The organism is uncultured Photobacterium sp., assembly GCF_947502415.1.
Taxonomy (GTDB): Bacteria; Pseudomonadota; Gammaproteobacteria; order Enterobacterales; family Vibrionaceae; genus Photobacterium.
On record NZ_CANMZV010000002.1, the window covers coordinates 280,869 to 301,444 of the forward strand.

At 45.6% G+C, this 20,576-nt stretch carries 13 protein-coding genes; 5 read left to right on the forward strand and 8 right to left on the reverse strand.

Going from position 1 to position 20,576, the window contains the following annotated elements:
• Positions 1–29 precede the first annotated feature (29 nt).
• Both Q0852_RS03660 and Q0852_RS03665 read left to right on the forward strand, forming a co-directional pair.
• Positions 30–1,895 carry an MFS transporter gene (locus Q0852_RS03660; RefSeq protein ID WP_299013985.1) on the forward strand — a complete coding sequence of 622 codons (1,866 nt, stop codon included), beginning with the start codon at positions 30–32 and terminating at the stop codon, positions 1,893–1,895.
• A gap of 566 nt (positions 1,896–2,461) precedes the next feature.
• Positions 2,462–4,717, forward strand: a complete 2,256-nt coding sequence (locus tag Q0852_RS03665; RefSeq protein WP_299013988.1) for a M9 family metallopeptidase — start codon at positions 2,462–2,464, stop codon at positions 4,715–4,717.
• Between the two features lie 97 nt (positions 4,718–4,814).
• Here Q0852_RS03665 and Q0852_RS03670 read toward each other — a convergent pair whose 3' ends face one another.
• Together Q0852_RS03670 and yccS are read right to left on the reverse strand one after the other, a co-directional pair.
• Entirely contained in the window at positions 4,815–5,327 is a 513-nt protein-coding gene (locus Q0852_RS03670) for a GNAT family N-acetyltransferase (protein ID WP_299013991.1), read from the reverse strand.
• A complete protein-coding gene (gene yccS, locus Q0852_RS03675) occupies positions 5,328–7,496 on the reverse strand; it encodes a YccS family putative transporter (protein ID WP_299013992.1) in 2,169 nt (722 codons plus the stop codon).
• A gap of 237 nt (positions 7,497–7,733) precedes the next feature.
• Between yccS and helD the strand changes: the two genes are divergently transcribed.
• Positions 7,734–9,818 carry a DNA helicase IV gene (helD, locus tag Q0852_RS03680; protein WP_299013995.1) on the forward strand — a complete coding sequence of 695 codons (2,085 nt, stop codon included), beginning with the start codon at positions 7,734–7,736 and terminating at the stop codon, positions 9,816–9,818.
• 32 nt (positions 9,819–9,850) lie between these two features.
• On the opposite strand, the gene Q0852_RS03685 is transcribed toward helD, so the two are convergent.
• The 3 genes from Q0852_RS03685 to torT all read right to left on the reverse strand — a co-directional run bounded on the left by Q0852_RS03685 (position 9,851) and on the right by torT (position 12,699).
• A complete protein-coding gene (locus Q0852_RS03685) occupies positions 9,851–10,837 on the reverse strand; it encodes a zinc-binding dehydrogenase (RefSeq protein WP_299013997.1) in 987 nt (328 codons plus the stop codon).
• A 152-nt stretch (positions 10,838–10,989) separates the two neighbouring features.
• On the reverse strand, positions 10,990–11,448 hold the full coding sequence (locus tag Q0852_RS03690) for a methylglyoxal synthase (protein WP_299014000.1): 459 nt from the start codon (positions 11,446–11,448) through the stop codon (positions 10,990–10,992).
• 168 nt (positions 11,449–11,616) lie between these two features.
• Positions 11,617–12,699: a TMAO reductase system periplasmic protein TorT gene (gene torT, locus Q0852_RS03695; protein WP_299014003.1), complete on the reverse strand. Its 1,083-nt coding sequence runs from the start codon at positions 12,697–12,699 to the stop codon at positions 11,617–11,619.
• A gap of 93 nt (positions 12,700–12,792) precedes the next feature.
• Between torT and torS the strand changes: the two genes are divergently transcribed.
• Positions 12,793–15,738: a TMAO reductase system sensor histidine kinase/response regulator TorS gene (gene torS / locus Q0852_RS03700; protein WP_299014005.1), complete on the forward strand. Its 2,946-nt coding sequence runs from the start codon at positions 12,793–12,795 to the stop codon at positions 15,736–15,738.
• A 304-nt stretch (positions 15,739–16,042) separates the two neighbouring features.
• On the opposite strand, the gene Q0852_RS03705 is transcribed toward torS, so the two are convergent.
• Complete coding sequence (locus Q0852_RS03705) at positions 16,043–16,477, reverse strand: phasin family protein (protein WP_299014008.1); 435 nt, start codon at positions 16,475–16,477, stop codon at positions 16,043–16,045.
• 260 nt (positions 16,478–16,737) lie between these two features.
• On the opposite strand from Q0852_RS03705, the gene Q0852_RS03710 reads away from it, so the two are divergent.
• Positions 16,738–17,493 carry a glutathione S-transferase N-terminal domain-containing protein gene (locus Q0852_RS03710; protein ID WP_299014011.1) on the forward strand — a complete coding sequence of 252 codons (756 nt, stop codon included), beginning with the start codon at positions 16,738–16,740 and terminating at the stop codon, positions 17,491–17,493.
• A 113-nt stretch (positions 17,494–17,606) separates the two neighbouring features.
• Here the strand turns inward: Q0852_RS03710 and Q0852_RS03715 are convergent, their stop codons facing one another.
• Positions 17,607–18,899, reverse strand: coding sequence for a sulfurtransferase (locus Q0852_RS03715; RefSeq protein ID WP_299014013.1), 1,293 nt, complete (start codon positions 18,897–18,899; stop codon positions 17,607–17,609).
• Between the two features lie 98 nt (positions 18,900–18,997).
• Positions 18,998–20,449 carry a DEAD/DEAH box helicase gene (locus Q0852_RS03720; RefSeq protein ID WP_299014014.1) on the reverse strand — a complete coding sequence of 484 codons (1,452 nt, stop codon included), beginning with the start codon at positions 20,447–20,449 and terminating at the stop codon, positions 18,998–19,000.
• Positions 20,450–20,576: the final 127 nt, after the last annotated feature.

The window sequence follows — 20,576 nt, forward strand, 5'->3', positions numbered from 1 at the left end:
TTGACACATACATTCGACGAGGGAAGGTTATGAATCAGTTTTCGTTGCTGGGAACAAAGCGGTTTTTGCCCTTTTTTATTACTCAGGGGCTAGGTGCATTCAATGACAATTTGTTTAAGAATGTCTTGTTACTATTCATCGCTTTTTCAGGGCTCTATACCCAGGAGTCAAGTACCACACTGATCAACCTGGCTGCCGGGTTGTTTATTCTGCCTTTTTTCCTGCTTTCCCCCATCGGTGGACAACTGGCTGACAAATACGAAAAATCTGCGCTTATCCGTAAAATAAAATTGGCTGAAATGGTTATCACATCTGTTGGAGCCGTTGCACTATGGTTTAATTTTGTGCCCTGTTTACTGGTGGTTTTATTTCTGATGGGTGCACAATCGGCGCTTTTTGGACCTGTGAAGTTTTCCCTGATGCCGCAGCATCTTGTAGAGGAAGAGCTGGTCGGCGGTAATGCGATAGTCGAAATGGGTACTTTTGTGGCTATTTTAGGCGGAACTGTGGCTGCCGGACTTCTGTTTAGTGTTGAGCATTCGATGCTATGGATTGCCATATCGGTTTTAGCTCTGTCCATGATGGGATATCTGGCTAGTCGCTCAATCCCACATGCTAAAGCTAATGACTCAACATTGTCTGTTAATTGGAACCCGTTCTCTCAGCTTGTGAAAACGATTCGTAACGCAAGGAAAAACAAAACAATCTTCCTTTCTATACTGGCTATTAGCTGGTTCTGGTTTGTTGGGGCTACTTATCTGACTCAATTACCGCATTTTGCCCGTGATTATTTGGGGGGCAACCCACAATTGGTGACTTTGCTACTGACTGTTTTCTCTATCGGTATTGCGATTGGGTCATTGATTTGTGAAAAGCTGTCTGGTGGGAAAATCGAGCTGGGCATTATTCCTATTGGTGCCTGCGGTATTAGTGTTTTTGGTATAGACCTATATTTTGCCTGTCAGCAGGTGGCAGTTGAAACGAATATTGCGGTGTTAGCATTTTTAGCTGTTAGCGAGAATATACGTTTGTTAGTTGATTTAGCTTTGGTGAGTGCCTTTGGTGGAGTATTTGTGGTGCCGCTAAACGCCTTAATTCAGCAGCGTAGTGAAGCTAAGATCCGGGCACAGACAATCGCTGCTAATAATGTCATGAATGCTCTGTTTATGGTGTTGAGTGCTGCCACTGCTGTTTTGTTACTTAATGTATTTGATTTCACGATATTGGAGCTATTTCTAACGGTATCTATTGTTAATGCTCTGGTGGCTATTTATGTATTCTCACAAGTCCATGAGTTCTTATTACGCTTTGTGATCTGGTTGTTGAGCCATACTGTATACCGTATCAACCATAAGGATTTGGATAATATACCTGAGCAGGGAGCGGCAGTACTGGTTTGCAACCATGTGAGTTATGTCGATGCATTGTTGATAGCAGGTTCATGTCGTCGCCCGGTTCGGTTTGTGATGGACAAAGAGATTGCTAATATCCCGTTGGTTAAGTTTTTCTTTAAATGGGCGAAAACCATTCCTATTTGTGCTCAAGGTAAGTCGCCGAAAATCTATAAACAGGCGTTCGATAAGATTAGTGAAGAGCTGGCTGCTGGGGAAATTGTCTGTATTTTTCCTGAAGGTAAGTTAACCAAAACGGGTGAATTGAATGAATTCAAGAAAGGGATTGAAAAGATCATCAGTCGCAACCCAGTTCCTGTTGTTCCATTGGGGCTGAAAGGTGTTTGGGGCTCATTTTTCAGTCATTGTAAAGGACGAGCATTTACTACATTGCCGACCCGTTTCTGGTCTAAAATAGAAATAGTGGCGGACAAGGCTATAGCTCCCGACGATGTTTCTGCAAACCACCTGCAGAAAAAGGTACAGGCACTTATAGCAAGTTGATCATATATTCCAGCCTTTAAATTAAAGCCAATGACTCGTTTTTTGTTGTTGGCTTCATTTTTATATCGAACACTTCTAGCATCATTGCGATTGTGCAATTAAGTAACTTCCAAAATTTACATCTAACATCACTGTTTTATCTTCGCTATTACCAATATACCCAAAAAATATGATAATCATCATGTCAATATAATGGCAGGAAAGGTTAGGGGTGTCCTAATTATGACGTTGTTGTTTTTATTAAATTACGATTCTTTTCGAAGTGGAAAATATTATTGTCTATATAAATGGATAAATAGTAGTCTTAAAATATGCCTTTGTTACTAAAACCAACACAAAAATTTGATGAATTATTCATTTGGTGGAACAAAGCTCAAAAAATCAAAACTCGACTTGAACTTATAAATGATACAAGTGATTTGTGTCTCAAATATATTGTAGAGTGAGAAATATAATTTCTTTGCTATAGAAGCTGCACAACAGAAATTAGAAATGATCGCTAATCACGAGATAAGTCGTGAGGGTGAGATCTGTTTGTAAAATAATAATCAAGAAAAGGAATCAGTATGGCTATTGCAAAAAAAGGGTTATCTATTTTGATAACTTCCTTATTAGCTAGCAGTCCAGTTTTCGTTAATGCTGCAGAGAATCAGGACCCACTACCACCTACAGGTGTTATTAACTTTGATAAGAATATGCCGGCGAAAGCTGCTCAGGCAGCTGATAAGATCATGGCACCGATAACTATTGCTGCGCCAACAGAGGCAGAATTACAGGAGCATTCTCCGGTTACAGTGAGATCCTTGATGGATTTTGCTGATGCTGACCGTTGTCCTGATTATAATCAGTTCGCTTCTTTGTCCGGTGAGGCATTGTTTAATTATATTAAAGACACATCAGGCGAATGTATTGGCGAGTTAATGCGTCGGAATGATGCCGTTGCCGTTAATACCTATCAGGCAGCTAATGTTGTAGATATTGCCCAACGAGCAAAAACAATTGTACAAACATACGACTCGGCAAATGGCGATGATTTGTACAACTTGTTTTATTATCTTCGTGGCGCATATTATGTTGAGTACAATAATGATCAGCTGACCTATCAGGACAAGAGTACTAATCAAGCTATACTTCCTTTGCTTGAAGCATATCGTCAAAATCCCCATTTTTCAGAAGTGAATCAAATGCAGGGGAATACTTTAACCGAGTATTTTACTGCATGGGATAGTAGCAAGAATTATCTCCAGAGCATCGATGTTCTTACCCGTTATCTGAATGAATTCAGCCCGGCTCACCTGGAAGACTGGGGTCACCGTAATGCACTGACCAGTGCGTTGACTGTGTTATATCGCGCTAGCTGGGATGCAACTTATACTAAAGTGGCTGAGCAACATGTTGAGCTTCGTAAGGCATTATTGAAAGTTATGAATTCAGAATATATTTATAATTCTGATTACAGCTATGAAGCCACTGATGCAATGAAAGAGTATGCGCGATTCTTGGAATACCAGCGATACTGGAAATTGTCCGACGAGTTTAGAGACGAAATCAATAATGGCATTGTTGGCTTTATGTCCCACTTTGAGCGTTATTCTAAACCTTGGGCAGCCGCTGCCGGTCAGCTGGATTATTATAATCCGGGTGAATGTGAGAAATTTAATATCTGTGGTTGGAAAGAAGGTCTGGCAAATCAGGTATTGAGTATTCACCACTCTTGCAGCGATACGATTAAAATTCGTGCTCAGAATATGACACAGTCGGAGTTGCAACAATCCTGTGATTTGCTTGCAGTTGAAGAAACGTTATTCCATAAAGTACTAAAAACAGGCAATCAACCAGTCAATGATGACTTCAATACTAATCTTGAAGTGAATATCTTCGATTCTGCCGATGATTACAGAAACTATGCCGGTACTTTGTTCGGGATCAGTACTGATAATGGCGGTATGTATCTTGAAGGTGATCCATCTGTTGAAGGCAACCAGGCTCGCTTTATTGCTCACGAAGCGACATGGCTTGATGATATTCTGGTGTGGAATTTACGACATGAGTATATCCACTATCTAGATGGGCGTTACAACATGTACGGTGCGTTCAATTATTTCCCAACTGACACTGGTAAGTCTGTTTGGTGGTCAGAAGGTCTGGCAGAATATATTTCTCACCAGAATCGTTATGACGAAGCTATCGAGTTTGCTCGCCAACGCAGCTACAGCTTTAGTGAAGTTTTGAATAACAATTATACTAGTGGTCAAGAACGAATTTATCGTTGGGGTTATCTGGCTGTTCGCTTCATGTTTGAAGAAGCGCCGGAAATGGTTGATCAGTTGATGGAATATGCTCGTGCCGGTGATGTAGATGGCTGGTTAAATTACATCAATACATCTATTGGTTATTCATTGGATAACCAATGGTACAACTGGTTGCTAACAGTTCAGAGTGACGATACCCCGCTTGCTGGTAAAACACCAAGTACTAGCATTGTTTCTGACAGCTGTAAGATCCAGGGACCTTATGGTTACGGTCAGGTTAACTACGGTGAGACTGTTTGTGTGAGCAATGGTAAGGCGTATTACTATTTCTATGTGAATGATGATGTAACACGTATTGACATCAATAGTGATCATGGTGAAGGAAATATTGACCTTTACTACAGTCCGTACGGTTGGGCAGAAAGCAACAACTACTCTGTCAAATCAACCAATGCTGGCAACAAAGAGTCGATGACCATCAATAACCCGCAACCGGGTTGGCAGTATGTTACTGCTGTGAGCGAACCATCAAGTCAGGGTGCCAGTCTGAAACTGGAAATGACTCACTAATTCATCTTTAGGTTGAATAGAAAAGCCCACCATGAGTAATCATGGTGGGCTTTATTGTGTCAGGGGTTGCTTGACCGCCACTTCAGTTAGCTAAGTCTTATGTTTCGAAGGTGATCTCATACAGTCCTAAAGCGGGCTGGTTTTTGGGTTCTTCAATATTTTGGACAAAACGCAGGCCAAGGCGCGAAAGTAATTTGATGCAGTTGGTGTTGTCGGAGGTGGTAATCGCAACTAGTTTATCCAGTTCGAGCTCATTTTTCCCGAAGGTCATTACCGCCCGTGCTGACTCATACCCGTAGCCCTGCTTAAAATAATCTGGCAGGAAGCCATAGCCAATATCAATATCATTCAGAGTGTCGCGTTTAATCAGGCCACAAATACCTATTGGGCTGTTGCATCTTTTCAGTTCTACCAGATAAAGCCCGATCCCATTTGTTTGATACATTTTGATAGGCCCATCCAGAAGGTATTTTCGGGCTTGTTCTTCGGTAGTTAGCGATTTATCGCCGACAAACCTCAGGAAAGGTGCGGTGTTATACAGCTTTAGTGCAAAAGCTGCATCCTGTTCCGTCAGGTGTCGAATACGAAGCCGTTTCGTTTCTATGATCATTTATGATGTCGTCTTAGTTCTGGCTGCCAGTTTGTTTGCCAGAGAGTGTAATTCCGGCAACATACGTTGGATCAGGTGCAGTTGCTGTAGCACCATCCGTACAGAAGTGCAGTCTTCATCGCGCCATTGGGCCAGGCGGTGCTCAAGCTCAGTATCGGAGTCAGGTGCATGACAGCATTGGTTACCGTCCAGTTGCTCCGCCAGGCAATCCAGATGGGTATGGATCTGACGATGGGCCTGTGATACCAACTGGTGGGTTCGGTCGTCGTCAAGTTGTGTTCGGTGCGCCCCTAATGCAGAGATATAGCTCAGCATCGCGTGGTTTAATGTCAGGAAACGGAAGCATTCATCAGTTGCCATCCGGTAGCGGCCGGGTTCTACCAGCATATTGCTGATTGCAGTACTGAGTTGTGCATCCGTATTGTGAGCATCGCGACGCGTGATCCGGTAGTGCAGACTGTCTTTCTTGCCGATACGGTACTGGCCGATGATCTGGCCAAGGTAATCTCGGTTGGCGTTGATGGCGGATGCCATCACCTTGTGCAGGCGTTTAGCCTGCCAGTCAGGCAGAATGAAACTAACAGCCAGTACGGCAAGTAAACAACCTATCAGGGTGTCGCCGAGGCGAGGCAATATCACGGCGTAACCTTCACCCAGTTGGTTGAAGCAGAACAGAACCAGCAGGGTGATGAATGTGGTTGCCAATCCGTAACGAACGGTACGGAAAGCAAAGAATAAAACACCGGCAAGCACCATCAATACCAGCTGTCCTTCCTGTCCGGGAAATAGATAAAGCAGGGGGATACCTGCTAATAAGCCGCCGAGGGTACCCAGTACTCGCTGAACCAGCTTTTGGCGTGTGGCACTGTAGTTAGGCTGGCAGACAAAGAGTGTGGTGAGCAGGATCCAGTACCCGCGTTCCAGTTCCAGCGCATGGATACAGCCATACCCGACAGTCAGGGCGATGGCCATTCGCAATGCATGGCGGAAAAGCATTGAATCAGGCTTAAATTGACCAGTAATACGCTGCCAGCGCTCTTTCATACTTCGGGCTTCGGTATCAGCCAGTTCAATGTCGTTGCCTGTTTGGGCAACATCGGGGTTACTGACATTCGATAGCTGGCGTTCAACCGTCGCCAGGTTACTGAAAAGATATTCAAGCTGAATCAGGAAAGTCCGCCATTGCGGGTTTTGCTGATTTTTTAGGTATAGCAAGGATTCCTGTAATTCATCCAGGGCTTTGACACTTTTTGCTCCGTGACGATAGGGTTTACCCATGGCCAGAGCATGAGATATTTCGCGGCACGCATTAGCCTGGTTCTCTAACAGTCGCTGGAAGCGGAAAAGGACATCGCTGCGCTGGAAGGTAGCGGCTAAATCTTGATAGCGATAGTGGGAAGAGCTCGCTCGTTCGTGGATATCTTGTGCCAGGAAATAAATCTTCAGGAATTTGTCGCCCGTTTCATTAGGTTGACCGCGGCGGGCACGATGCAACAAGGTTGCTTTGGCGGTATTGAGGGCCGCCACGACACGGGCATTTTGACTGGCCGCTTCTAGGCGCAAGGGCTGAGGAACCATATTGGAAACCGGTTCAAACAGCTTGCTTTTGCTGTCCAGGTAGTGGGCAAATTCGGAAAAAACTGCAGCCAGACTTTGTTGTACCGGGTGGTTTGGCCACAGGAGTTGCCAGCTGAGGGAGAGTAAGCCGTACCAGGATGCACCGGCAATCAACAGCATTGGCTGGTACCAGAGGTTGGGGCTGTTATTGGCTCCCAGCATGGTATAGACCGCCAGTAGCAGCGAGGCAAAAGCGATACTTGCGTAGCGGGCCCCCATGGCACCGAGCATGATGAAGCCAAAGGTTGAAGTAAACAGGCCAATAGCAAATAGCAGCGGATAATCAAACAGGATCTCTATCGAAAACGCTGCGATCAGAAAACAGGCGAGGGTCATGAGCAGGGCTTTAACGCGTCCGCTTAAGTTATCGTCGGTTTCGGCTAGTGCCGAGGCGATGATCCCCAGGACCAGAGGGGTAACTGCGGTGGTGGCATTTAAATACCAGCACGGAAGCGTGATCCCGACCAAGGCAATAAAAACCCGAATACTGTAGTTAATTCTGTCATTCGCCCAATAGCGGCGTAAAGCAAGTTTTAAGCGGCTGTTTTGCATGTTGGCTCAGTCAGTTAGGTTAAGTGCTAAAGATAACAAAGTTCATGTCGCAAAGGGTATAAGGTGCAATAAAAAAAGTAACTTATATATTTATTAGCAGAAATTTTACTCAAATAGGCATTCTGAAGCTATGGCCTTACAGCAGTTCTTGTTACTCTTACTACCGCTTGGAAACTCATGGTCATTCATTATGAGTTCGAGTTGGTATGTTATTGATTTGGAAGCTTTGGTGACGGTATGCGTTTAACAGCTGGTTGGCTAGCACAGTGGTTAGTTCAGGGTGATTATTGCAGTATTGAATTAGGTGAGCATTGCCTGATTTTAGATAGTCAGACTGAAACAGAAGAAATTCCCTTTGATGATTGGGATGGGGCGATTACTGTCCATCGCGGCGTTGTCTGGGGGAGCCTGGAAATCACTTCTGCTGATCAGGAACATTGCTGGGTGGTTCACGGATTGCCTTGGCTTCAGTGTAAACAGTTTGCCGGAATCTTATTGGATGCTTATCGAAACTGGGCGCAGAGCCGGGTGGAAAAGCTGGATGACGCTTTACCTGAGATGCTGAGCCGGATCGATGATTTTATCGGCCAGACAACGTATTTACGCAATTCTGATCATTTGAAGCTTAATCAGTTTCTTGAACTATCTCTTGCTTCAACCGGATTGACCCGTGAGCTTGCTGCCTCTTTCCGTCCTATGGCTTTTGAAAAGCTTGAATCTTGGCTTGATGATAACTCCGATTGGGTTGCCGAAACTAACCGTAACTGGCTGAGTCAGGAATCCGAAAAGTGGTCATCATGGTTTGATAAGTTCGAATCATCTCCGTTAAATGAGTCTCAGCGTGAAGCGGTATTGATCAATCAGGATCACAATCTGGTGCTGGCTGGTGCCGGAACTGGTAAAACAAGCGTGCTGGTGGCTCGCGCCGGTTATCTGGTTGCTAATCAGGTGCAGCCAAAAGAGATTTTGATGTTGGCTTTTGGTCGCAAGGCCGCTGAGGAGATGGCTGAACGCCTGGGGCAGAAAGTCAGTAACGACATCAAGGTAGCAACTTTTCATAGTCTGGGGACGCAAATCATTCAGGCCGTCGAATGTGATAGGCCAAATGTCTCGCCGTTGGCTCTGGATGAGAAAGCGAGGGCAGACTGGATTGCCTCTATGCTGACAGAACAATGGGAAGCATCTGCGTCGGCCAAGCGTTGGCAAAAACATTTGACCCAATGGCGAATTCCCGGCTTCAAGGCGGATAATTCGATGGAAAAGCAGGCCCGAAACGAGCAGCTGGCGGCTTGGGTTTGGCGTCATATTGAATTGTTGGGCCAGCGCAGCGCGGGGAAATCGGAACTGAGCCAGAGCATTGAGGACAGTGATAGCCACTCTAAGGCAAGAATGAAGAGTGAGCTGGCATTGCTGTGGCCTTGTTATCGTGCTTACCAGCAATACCTTAAAGCCAATAAGCAGATTGACTTTAACAGTATGATCCAGAAGGCGACCGAGTATGTAACTCTGGGTAAGTATGTACCTGAGTGGTGCTTTATTATGGTTGACGAATATCAGGATATTTCACCGCATCGACTGGCATTGATTGAAGCGCTGTGTCGCCCCAAACAGGAGAATGGGCCGCGTCCAACCTTGTTTGCTGTGGGTGATGACTGGCAGGCGATTTATCGCTTTGCTGGTGCAGATGTCAATCTGACAACGGGATTCGAATCTCGTTTTGGCTCTAGCCATATCACAGAGCTTGGTACAACTTATCGCTTTAACAGTATGATTGGTGAAGTTGCCAATACGTTTATTCAGCAGAACCCACAACAGCTGAAGAAAAACCTTACTAGCTTTAAGAAGCAAAAACGCAAAGCCGTGACTTTATTGTGTCAGGATTTACTGGAGCAGGAGTTGGTGCAACTGGCTTCGCAGAACAGTCAGTCGACCTCTGTGTTGTTGCTTGGCCGTAATAACAACCAACGTCCTGAAAAACTGAAAGCCTGGCAGAAACAGTGGCCACAGCTTGGTCTGAATTTTATGACCTGCCATGCCAGCAAAGGACGTGAAGCGGATTATGTCTTTATTCTGGATGTGAATAAGGGCATTTTCCCGGCGCCGGATCGTGAAACAGGTTTGGCTGCATGCCTGCAATCTAAAAGTGAGCATTTCGGAGATGCTGAAGAGCGTCGTCTTTTTTATGTTGCCTTAACCCGAGCTAAAAAGCATGCGTGGGTGTGTGCTGAGCCGGAAAAAACATCGCCGTTTGTTAATGAGCTGATTGACGAAAAATACCCGGTGATGAATAAAATCAAACGAGTGAAAGCGGCCAAAAATTAGGGACAGGCCAAGAGTTGGGCTTAGAGCCGGATTCAGAATTGATTAGTGCTGACCACCAGTTTGCCACTATGTTTTTGCTGCTTCAGTATTTTTAGCCCTTTGGCGAGTTTGTCGAAGGGCAGTACTTGCTCGATCATCGGGTCAAGTTTCCCTTCAGCGACCAGGTTTGTTAACGTGTTGCCAATATCGGCCAAGTGGTGAATATCCTCAGGCTCTCCATGGGCATAGGTACCGTGCAGAGCCACTTCATGCAGGCTGAGTGCTTTGGTTGTAGCGAGTAACGGCACATGGTCAAATTGGTCGGCAATCATGACTATTTCACCGTTATAGCGGATGAGGGAACTCATTATACTGCCAGATTTGGCTGATACACAGTCGATGACGGCATGAAGCAGATGAGCCTCAGTGAGGTCTAAAATCCTCATCGCGACATTATCCTGACTTGGGTCGATAACAGCTTCAGCCCCATAGTTCAGCAGGCGTGGTCGGTGGCGTTGCTCTGCAATAGCATAAACATGTGCCCCTGCTTGCCTAGCCAGTTGTACGGCAAAGCCTCCGACACCTCCACCTGCCCCGGTAATGGCAATATGTTGTCCGGGTTGAACGTCAAGTTTGTCGTGTACCGCCAACCAGGCGCTGTATCCGGCGCAGGGAAGGGCGGCTGCTTGCTCAAAGCTAATTTGGTCAGGAATTCGGGTTAGAGTATGAGCTTTGGCTGTCGCGTAATAAGCAAACCCTCCGGCAGTGCGGGGATCGGCAAAACAGACGACACGGTCACCTTCTTTTAGGTGAGTGACATCTTTACCGACGGTTGCGATAGTTCCCGCGATATCTAATCCGATAATTTGTGGATACTGCCAGGTTGCAAATCCCCACGCTGCCAGTTTGTAATCCATAGGGTTTAGCCCTACAGCTGCAACATGAATGAGCACTTCATCATTGGCAGGGTTAGGTTTTTGTGCTCGGGAAAGTTTGAGGTAGTTGAGTCCCTCTGGCCGGGTCAGTTTCCACGCTTTCATAGGCCACCACTGGATAACCGAGATCATTATTTGGTTTGTTATAAACATAAGCCTAAATTCAGGTTTTAGGCTGACAAGTAGTGAGAAATGGCGATAGCAAGTTGTAAAAAAGCCCTCTGCTTGGGAGGGCTTGGCAGGTATTGAGGGGAGAATTAATCCAGACGTTCGGCAAGGTAGCCTTCGTAATCTGGAATTTCGATATCCACTTCTTCAGTAAGTTTTGGCGAAGAAATCATAAAATTCGCACTTGCACGGTTGGTTGCTACCGGTATATTCCATACAGCTGAAATACGTAGCAGTGCCTTTACATCAGGATCATGCGGTACGGCGTTGAGTGGATCCCAGAAGAAAATCATCATATCGATTTTGCCTTCGGAAATCAGGGCGCCAAGTTGTTGGTCGCCGCCCATTGGGCCGCTTAACAGGCAGTTCATCTTTAGGCCGGTTTCACGGCTAATAATATGTCCGGTTGTACCTGTTGCGTACAGGGTATGGCCTTGCAGCTTGTCCTTGTGCTCTGCCACCCAGCGAAGAAGATCAGTTTTGCAATTGTCATGTGCTACCAGCGCAATGTGCTTGCTGGTTTGCATGGTACGGGTCGTTACGTGCATCCAGGGCTCCACTCAGATACGACTAACTAAAAAATGGCCCACATTAATATCAAAGCCAGTTTGCGATGTACAACTCAAAGCGTTGAAATCAAAGGTAGCTAACATTAATGAATCGTTAGTCATATTCTGATGGTGAATTACTTCACATTTATGTCAATAGGCACCAGTTCAACGCTGAACCTGATGATTATAGACACTGAATGCCGGTCTGAATTCTGCCGGAGACAGTGAATCGGCAATTACTGTACTAGGCAAATGCTTCGGAGTCAGCCATTCGATTTTCGGTGAAATATCACGCTTTAGTGGTTTGCTCTCGAGGTAGCGAACTGCCTGATCCAGAGATAGCATTGCCTGTTGCGCCATTTTGTCGGTCGGAGCGAACAGGATCCGTCCCCGGCGTAATCCACGGTACACACCGTGACTGAGGTAGGTCGAGACAATCTTGATCTCATTGAGCTTGTCATTGGCACGAAGTTCACTGATAGCGACTTCCGCCGCGACAGCACCGCCTACGATATAATCCAGGTGCGTCTCATCTGCAAAGAGTTGTTGGATCAGGTTGCGCTGTAGTTCTTTGCTGTTGTCTGCCCATAACGTAGTGACAATATTGATATCACTGTTTTTGATCGCATCACGAAATCCCTGGGTAACCGGTTTTGTACCGCCACGCTGAGATGGCCCGGGTAGCCAGGCAATATCAACGACGCCACTGCCTTTAGGGTGGCGTTCGGCTAAGAACTGACCGGCCGCTTTGCCCATGTCATACCAATCGACGCCGACTCTTGCATAGACACTCTGGCTGATGTCTTTATCGTGCATGTCGATATCGTTAATTGTGGCGAAAACAGGAATATTGCCTGTTAGTCGGGAAAGAATGCCGTTGTATGCAATTCTGTCGACAGTACCGAGAATAATGGCATCGGCCTCCCATTGCTGGCAGTCCTGAAGTTGAGTTTGTTGTTTGTCCAGGTTCGGGTAGCCGCCAGCCTCTAGTACTTTAAGCTGAATGCCTAGCTCTTTGGCGTGTTCTACCATGCCGTAGTTGATTGAAATCCAATAGGAATCTTTCAGGTGCGGATAGACAGCACAGATTTTCCATGCCTTGGCTGCATTCTTCAGTGGCCGGTATTTAATCACCTGTGAGTGTTGGTTATCGTTAAAAGGTGGCTCATGGGTAATAATTTCGGCACCATGGGCTGATTGGATTGCAAAAAAAAGTAAGAAAAAGGAAAAAATCCGTATTTTATTCATGATTATTAGCATCTGGACCGTCTTCACTGGCAAAATAGTAATGTTTTATTTTGTGTGGTTAAACCTAATTTTTTCTTATTGTGGTTCTTCTGTATGACATTCACTCCTAGCGGCATTGGTAAAAAATTGCTGATAGCCTTCTCTATGATGGCCGCCCTGATGATAATTGCGGCGGTTATTGGTGTTGCTGGTTTTTCTTTGGTCGCGAAGACAGAACGGACAGTAATTAATTCCGCTGTGCCGGCATTGGCAGAAGCGCGCGAACTTTCTGATTTAAGTACCCGAATTATTTTTACTGCGCAGGTTTTGGCCAAGTCGAATGATAAACAAGAGAGAGAGCGACAGGGTAAAGCACTAACAATTCATATTGAAGGGCTGAAAGCGAGCCTGCGTGAGTTGGAGCAATATTCCTTCGAACCCAAGCTGATGACAAAGCTGGAAGATGATGTAAAAAATATTGTCAATAACTTGGCAATGCTGGGGTTGTTGGTTGGTCGAAAAATCGACTTGCAGAGTCAGGTGAATATCCTGACGGATGAGATGTCTTATTCGACGTTGCAGATTGACTCACTTTCGCAGTCACAGGTATCTAATGCCAATACCATTGCGGTAGCTAATGTATCCCGGATTTATGATTTGGTGGATGCCGGTAATACGAAGGCAGTATTCAAGGCGCTGGATAGCTTGGTGGAAGTCGACATGGATTTGACTGAGCGCTTGTTCGAACTGCGTTTTTTATCGCTTCAAGTGCTGAATATGCTCGATGATTCAAATCAGATTGATAGCATCAAGGCTCTTTCTAAACTGAAAGCACGTTATACCCATGCAGTTTCCGTGATGCATCACCGCGTGAAGTCAGTAGAGGATCCGAGTCGTTCTGCGCAGTTACTGAATTTGACTAAAACCCTGAACCGCGGTGGCCTGCTGTTTGGCACTCAGGAGCAGTTACTGTATGCCAAGAAGGATGTTGAAAGAATGGAGCAGCAGAACTTGGTGTTGTTCCAGAAACTGAACCAGACGGTCAGCGATATCATTACTGCGGCAAATGAAGGTACACAACAGGCCGTCACTAAAGTAGATGAAACATTAACCGTAGCTAGAAACAGTCTGATCGGCATTTCCGCGATCGGTATGTTGGCTTTTGTATTGATCATGTGGCGTTATGTCTATGCTCGGGTGATTAGCCGGATCAATGAATATAGTCAGGCGTTGATGTCGCTGGCGCGTGGTGATCTGGAAATACGGCTGACGATTCGTGGTGAAGATGAGCTGGCGCAGATGGGTAGGGCTATTATGGTTGCGCGCGATACGGCTTATGAGCGTCATCGTCTGGCTCAGGTCGAATCTAAAATTCGTTTCGAGCTCCAGCAACATAAAACCAGCTTGGAGCGGTTGGTCGCGCAACGTACCAGTGAGCTGAAAAAGACCAATACAAAGCTCAATGAAGAAGTGAAAAATCACGCAGAGGCACGCGCAGAAGCGGAAAAAGCTAACCGTGCCAAGTCGGCTTTCCTGGCAACCATGAGCCATGAAATTCGTACACCGATGAATGGGGTTCTGGGTACGGCATCGCTGTTAGCTGATACCGGTTTGAATGAAGTTCAGGCTCGATATCTGGATATCATTAATCGAAGTGGTGAGTCTTTGCTTGATATCCTTAATGATATTCTTGATTACTCAAAAATTGAGGCAGGTCATCTCGATATTCGTCCTAGTGACTTCTCGCTTTCTGAGTTGGTGTCGGATGTCTATGACATGTTGGAAAGCCGAGCGTTGGCTAAGCGGATCAAGTTGGTTAGCCGTATTGAGCCAGGAATGAATGATATCTGGGTTGGTGATGCTACACGGATCCGTCAGGTACTGGTTAACCTGATCAGTAATGCCATTAAGTTTACCGATGAAGGAGAAGTGCGGGTTATTGTTCGTCCTGATCCGCTGGTGGCAGGGGAATTGCTGTTTGAGGTTGAAGATACCGGGGCGGGTATTGCCGAGGAAGAGCAACAAAATATGTTTGACGCCTTCCAGCAATCATTTGAAGGTCGTCAGGCTATCGGTGGAACCGGATTGGGGCTGGCAATCAGTAAGCGGATTATCGAGGCTATGAACGGGGAGATCGGAGTACGTTCGACGCCGAAGGTCGGTAGTTGTTTCTGGTTTACTTTGAGCATGGAACAGGGGGAACTGTCCCATGTCGTAGAAAGTGCGGCACAAACTATTGCGCCTGCATGTATTCTTTTGGTAGAAGACAACCCGGTTAACCGATTGGTGGCAGAAGGATTTCTGAAGCGTCTAGGGCATTGTGTGATTAGTGCCGAAGACGGAAAACAGGCTGAAAAGGTGTATCAGACTCAGACATTTGATTTAGCCTTATTGGATATTAACTTGCCGGATACTGACGGTGTTGCTTTGCTTCATCGCCTGCGACGTATTGAAGAGATGCGTCATCGTGAAGCCTGGTATGAGCCAACGCCTATGGTAGCTTTCTCTGCCCATGTATTCCGTGAAGAGGTTGAGATTTATCTGGCAGCCGGGTTTGCCGGCTTCTTGCCAAAACCTTTGGTGGAAAAGCAGTTGGTGGAAACTATCGGTAGTATTTTGTCAGGCGACAAGCGAGTGGTTATTGACGAGGCTTATGTCCTAGAGCATGCAGAAGAAACTAAAAAAGAACAGGAGCTGAGTGAAGTGGTTGATGAAATTGAGTGTCCGGTACTGGATAAGTCTGTATTGGGTAGTGATCTACTGGTTCTGGGTGAGGCTCAGGTCAATAAATTGATTGGCTTATTTGTTGATTCTTCATCTGAAACATTGGAAAAATTGCTGGTGGCTGTTGAAGCTAACAAGCTTAATGATGTATCGAATTATGCTCATACCCTGAAAGGTGCGGCGGGTACTATGGGGCTGACAAGATTACACAAAGTTTGTATGGAGTTTGAAAAATCAGCTAAAGAAGGTTCGATTGATCACCTTGATGCGGCTCACTTATCATGGGTATTTGACGAATCCAAGCAGGCATTAGCAACGGCTTTTGCTGAATCATAAAATTGAATACGCGTTCTGGCTTTGGAGTTAGAACCACGGGTTGGTTGGTGTTAGGAAATCTTAATTTTCAAGTATAAAAGAGGCCGCTTTAGTTTTAGCGGCCTTATAATTGAAGTGTCACGTTCCTGGTATTCGTTACTATGTATTAAGTATTAACGTTTTTGATTCTTGTGCTTTTTGATCAGTTTTCTTATTAACCGATGAACCTGAGGTGGTATTTTTTTATCACTCATACAAAATTCCTTTTTTGTAGTGATTTAGGTTAACTCAAATACCCTTGTGACTACTATTTGGGCTGAGCGTACTACTCCTGAGTAGTGAGTTCCTCTTTAGCTGCGGCTGCTTTTTCAGCTTTAGCTGGGGATTCCTTTTTTTCGGGCTTTATCTTATCTTGCTTCTGAATTAATAGAGCTTCAATATTTGTTGCCAGTTGATCAATTTTGTCATCGACGCGATCTAATCGCTCATTGTCAATGCCAACGAACTTCTGCACCATTTGTTGAAAACGTTCTTCAACCGCAACCGATGCGTGACTATGTTCTGTGTGCAGGCGTTCTTTCGTACTTGATTCAACAGCACGGCCACGTTCAACTAATTCATCAAATAAACTTTTGCTTTTATCTGATAACTGGTTCACTTCTTCGGAGCTCTTAGCGTATGCGCCCAGTCCAGCTAACCAGATGTTGTAAAGATTTTTTTCTTTGATTATGTCTTTAGCGTTCAGTTTGAAAATGCTCATGGTTGCCTTCTCCGTTATTCATTTAAAATCTGTCGTCAGTATTGTTTGACAGGTTATAAATAGAATAAGCGCTGTAATTAGAGTGTTCTCACTAAAATAGCAATTTAATGGTGGAAGATAAAAAAGTTGCTTGGAATTAGCTTCTTGGTGACCAGCTGTCGCACCACTTTTAAATTTTAGACTAAATGCTCAGCAAAGTAGCGCACATTCATTTACCATGAGTTTGTATTCTTCCTTCAATATGGATGATAGGTGAACAGATGAAAGATTTGCTGGATATTGCGACATCAACACTTGCCTCAAGCTGTCGGTTCTGGAACGGAACAGTAGCCAGCAAAAATGTTGCTCAACCCGAGAAGATGCTGATCTTGTTTGATCAAGAAGGTTGTTCTGAGTGCCGGCTTGTGCGCGAGGTACTGACTGAGCTGAATCTGAATGTGATTGTGGCCCCTTGTCCAATCGGCGGACAAAATCTGTCGAAGTTTAAATCGGCATTCAATGATGTTAACCCTCCAATGTTAGTCGATCTTAACAGTCAAAGTGCTATCAAAGGGGCTGAGGAGATTGTCTGTCATTTGTTCCAACAGTACAAAGGAATAGAGGCGCCAAAAGGGTTTGTCTGTAGACTCAAAAATAGCCTGACGTCCAAGCTAGCTACAGGTGTACGTTTGGGGGCCGGTCTTAAGGCGAAGCGTTCTCAGCAACCGGAACAGCCTCTGATTTTATACAGTTTTGAATCCAGCCCTTTTTCACGCCCTGTTCGTGAGTGTCTGTGTGAGCTTGAGTTGACTTATATCCTGATCAACCTTGGTAAGCAGCAATTGTCTGATATGGGAGCGGCTAATTTCCGATGGACAATTAAGACGTATACTCCTTTGCCAAATACTAAGCGGGATGATTTCTTTAAGCTGCATGGTAAGGTGCAAGTGCCATATTTACTTGACCCTAATACTGGTGCTGAATTGTTTGAATCTAAAGATATTCTGCGTTATTTACAGCAAACTTATGCGTTGTGAAGTACGTTGCGAGCTTAATACCTAGCGCTGTTTTAATGAAGCAATAGTAAATATATCAAATCCAGAATAAAAAAGAGCCACTTGAGAGAGGAGGCTCTTTTACGTGTTAGATGCTATCGCTTCTTAGGTCCAGTCTCACCTGTTGAGGTTGGATTAGCCGGATCACCACTCCACTCGAACCAGCCGCCATCGAAGACACTGATATTGTCCCAGCCCATTACATGGGCATAGAAGAATACTTCAGCTGCCCGCCAGCCGGTGCCGCAGTAAAAAGACACTTGCTGTGTTTTTTCTATACCCCAGTGTTTCCAGAATGCTTCGATAATATCAGCGCTGATCATGGTGTCATCCGGATTTCGGAAGTGTTCCAGATGGTAGGCATCTGAACCAGCGTGACCCCATTTGGAACCGGTGATACGACCCATAGGTTTAATGTATCTATAGCCACTGGTTTTGCCGGTGTATTCATCCCAGCTGCGGATACTGACAAGAGATTTATGTTCAGGATCGGCTAGGATGTTTTTAGCTTCCGGCACATCAATGATGAGATCCGAGCGTGATGGGATAGGGCGTCCAAAGTCCACTTTAGCTGTTGCTGTGTTTAGCATCGGTTCGGTGATATAGCCTGCGTTAACCCATGATTTCCAGCCGCCGTTAAGCAGTCGTACATCTTCTACACCGGCATACATAAGTATGCTTGCAGCACGTGCTGCAGCTGTGTTGTCGCGACCGTAAAGGACGACAGTCGTATCAAAGCGGATCCCCAAGTCTTTGATAACGTCTTTGAGCTTCTTATCGTCAACTCGATTCCACCATGGTTCTGACTCAATATTATTGGTATTGAGATACAGAGCTCCGGGAATATGGGCGGCAAGATATTTAGTTGGTGGTCCCCAGGCAACTTCGACTACTTTAAAGCCTTTTTCTGGTGCATATAGTGCACTTTCACCATTAATTACTTGCTGTAACCATTCGGGTGAAACGAGCTGTTTGAAGTTAGGCAATCTTTCGATGTTGCCTTCGTAGTCACCAATCTTTTGTGATAGCACAGAGATATTTTTTATGCCGATGCTGTTGAGTTGCTCGCTCAGAACGTTGGCTTTTTCTTGTTCGCAGTAAAGGTAAGTTGATTTGTTGAATTCGACGCCTTTATCTTGCAGAAGATGCTCAAGGTGTGGTGGGCGTAGCGTGCTCAACCAGTCAGAGTCAAAGTTGATCGCGCCAGGGTAATGACCGCCTTGGTTGTTTGTGCCTTCCGGCCAGCCATTGTAGTGATTGCTTGAACGGCAGTCGATCACTTGAATATCAGACGGAGGAAGTTTTGCCAGGTCATCAAAAGTTGTTGCCATTAGCGGGGTGCTGAGTAGGCTGAAAAAAGGGAGTAATAACTGTTTTTTTGAAACCATTTTCCTAATCCTAGATTCAAATAAGGCAGGCATTATATATGCCTGCCTTTAGGGGGATTTTGTTTACGATCACAGAGTTATGCTGTGATAGTCGCTTCTTAACGGTGGTTTACAGTGCCAGAAGCTTTGCCGTTGCGGGCTTTGTTACCCTGAGTTTTTTTGCTCTGAGCTTTGCCGGATGCCTTACCCGTTGGCTTGGCGTCAGTTCTGTGGTTTGGTTTACCAGAAGGTTTGCCGTTGCCAGAACGACGGGGTTTTGCTTTTTGATTGCCAGTTTGGTTGCTTTTTGACTTATTCCCTTGTGGCTTAGAACCGTTAGCGTTTTGTTGGTTATCTACTTTATCGGATTTAGGTTTTTTCGGCTTCTTGGGTTTTTTAGCTTTCAATGGACGCAGTGGCAATGACTCCGGTAGTTTGTTGGCCGGAGCAAAACCGAACACATCTTCACGTGGAAGAATTTGTTGTGTCAGGCGTTCGATATCGGTCAGCTCTTTGAACTCATCGGCACAAACCAGAGATATCGCTAGGCCTTCAGCACCAGCTCGGCCTGTACGGCCGATACGGTGGACATAATCTTCAGCGACATTTGGAAGATCGAAGTTTACAACCTGAGGTAATTGATCGATGTCGATGCCACGGGCTGCGATATCGGTTGCAACCAGAATACGTACTTCACCGCTTTTAAAGTTAGCCAGCGCTTTGGTTCGCGCTCCCTGACTTTTGTTGCCGTGGATGGCTGCAGCGGTAATATCACGCTCTCCCAGGTAGGTCGTCAGTCGGTTTGCACCGTGCTTGGTTCGGGTAAAGACCAGCGCCTGTTTCCATTTGTTTTCCTGGATCAGCTTGGTCAGGACTGCTGATTTTTTATTCTTGTCGACTGGGTGGATCCACTGTTTAACTGTTTTGGCGGTGGCATTACGCGGAGTTACTGAGATCTCGACAGGATCGTTGACAAGCCCTTTGGCCAGCTTTCGGATTTCATCAGAGAAGGTTGCTGAGAACAGCAGGTTTTGACGCTGTTTTGGCAGGAAGGCCAGGATTTTCTTTATGTCTCGGATGAAACCCATGTCCAGCATGCGGTCTGCTTCGTCCAGTACCAGCACTTCGAGCTGGTCAAACTTTACGGCGTTTTGGTTATAGAGATCCAGCAGGCGGCCTGGTGTTGCGACGAGAACGTCGGCACCTTTGCGCATACGCATCATCTGTGGGTTCACCTTCACACCGCCAAAAACAACAGCAGAGCTTAGCGGTAATCTTTTTGAATAAGTCGCGACATTTTCACCTACCTGGGCCGCCAGTTCGCGGGTTGGTGTCAGGATCAGCGCTCGCACTTGGTTGGAGCGAACCTTAGGACCTTTCGACAAGCGTTCAAGGATAGGAAGAGTGAAGCCTGCGGTTTTGCCTGTTCCTGTCTGCGCTGCAGCCATCACATCCTTGCCTTCAAGTACGGCTGGAATAGCTTGGGCCTGAATCGGCGAGGGTTTTTCATAGCCTTGATTGGCTACAGCTTCAAGGATCGGGGTACATAAGCCCAAAGAGGCAAAACTCATAAAATAGTCTCAGTCAAAATTAAAACAATACCAATCGCGATACGTTCGCGGTCAATCCGGAATGTTGCCAGCATTACCAGAGAGCCTGAATTGATGAAGTTGGAATTATATCTTTATCAGGATTCGT

Bases quoted from the DNA above. Each gene is read 5' to 3' on its own strand.
- Q0852_RS03660 (WP_299013985.1), top strand. From the start codon at position 30: ATGAATCAGTTTTCGTTGCTGGGAACAAAGCGGTTTTTGCCCTTTTTT.
- Q0852_RS03665 (WP_299013988.1), top strand. From the start codon at position 2,462: ATGGCTATTGCAAAAAAAGGGTTATCTATTTTGATAACTTCCTTATTA.
- Q0852_RS03670 (WP_299013991.1), bottom strand. From the start codon at position 5,327: ATGATCATAGAAACGAAACGGCTTCGTATTCGACACCTGACGGAACAG.
- yccS (WP_299013992.1), bottom strand. From the start codon at position 7,496: ATGCAAAACAGCCGCTTAAAACTTGCTTTACGCCGCTATTGGGCGAAT.
- helD (WP_299013995.1), top strand. From the start codon at position 7,734: ATGCGTTTAACAGCTGGTTGGCTAGCACAGTGGTTAGTTCAGGGTGAT.
- Q0852_RS03685 (WP_299013997.1), bottom strand. From the start codon at position 10,837: ATGAAAGCGTGGAAACTGACCCGGCCAGAGGGACTCAACTACCTCAAA.
- Q0852_RS03690 (WP_299014000.1), bottom strand. From the start codon at position 11,448: ATGCACGTAACGACCCGTACCATGCAAACCAGCAAGCACATTGCGCTG.
- torT (WP_299014003.1), bottom strand. From the start codon at position 12,699: ATGAATAAAATACGGATTTTTTCCTTTTTCTTACTTTTTTTTGCAATC.
- torS (WP_299014005.1), top strand. From the start codon at position 12,793: ATGACATTCACTCCTAGCGGCATTGGTAAAAAATTGCTGATAGCCTTC.
- Q0852_RS03705 (WP_299014008.1), bottom strand. From the start codon at position 16,477: ATGAGCATTTTCAAACTGAACGCTAAAGACATAATCAAAGAAAAAAAT.
- Q0852_RS03710 (WP_299014011.1), top strand. From the start codon at position 16,738: ATGAAAGATTTGCTGGATATTGCGACATCAACACTTGCCTCAAGCTGT.
- Q0852_RS03715 (WP_299014013.1), bottom strand. From the start codon at position 18,899: ATGGTTTCAAAAAAACAGTTATTACTCCCTTTTTTCAGCCTACTCAGC.
- Q0852_RS03720 (WP_299014014.1), bottom strand. From the start codon at position 20,449: ATGAGTTTTGCCTCTTTGGGCTTATGTACCCCGATCCTTGAAGCTGTA.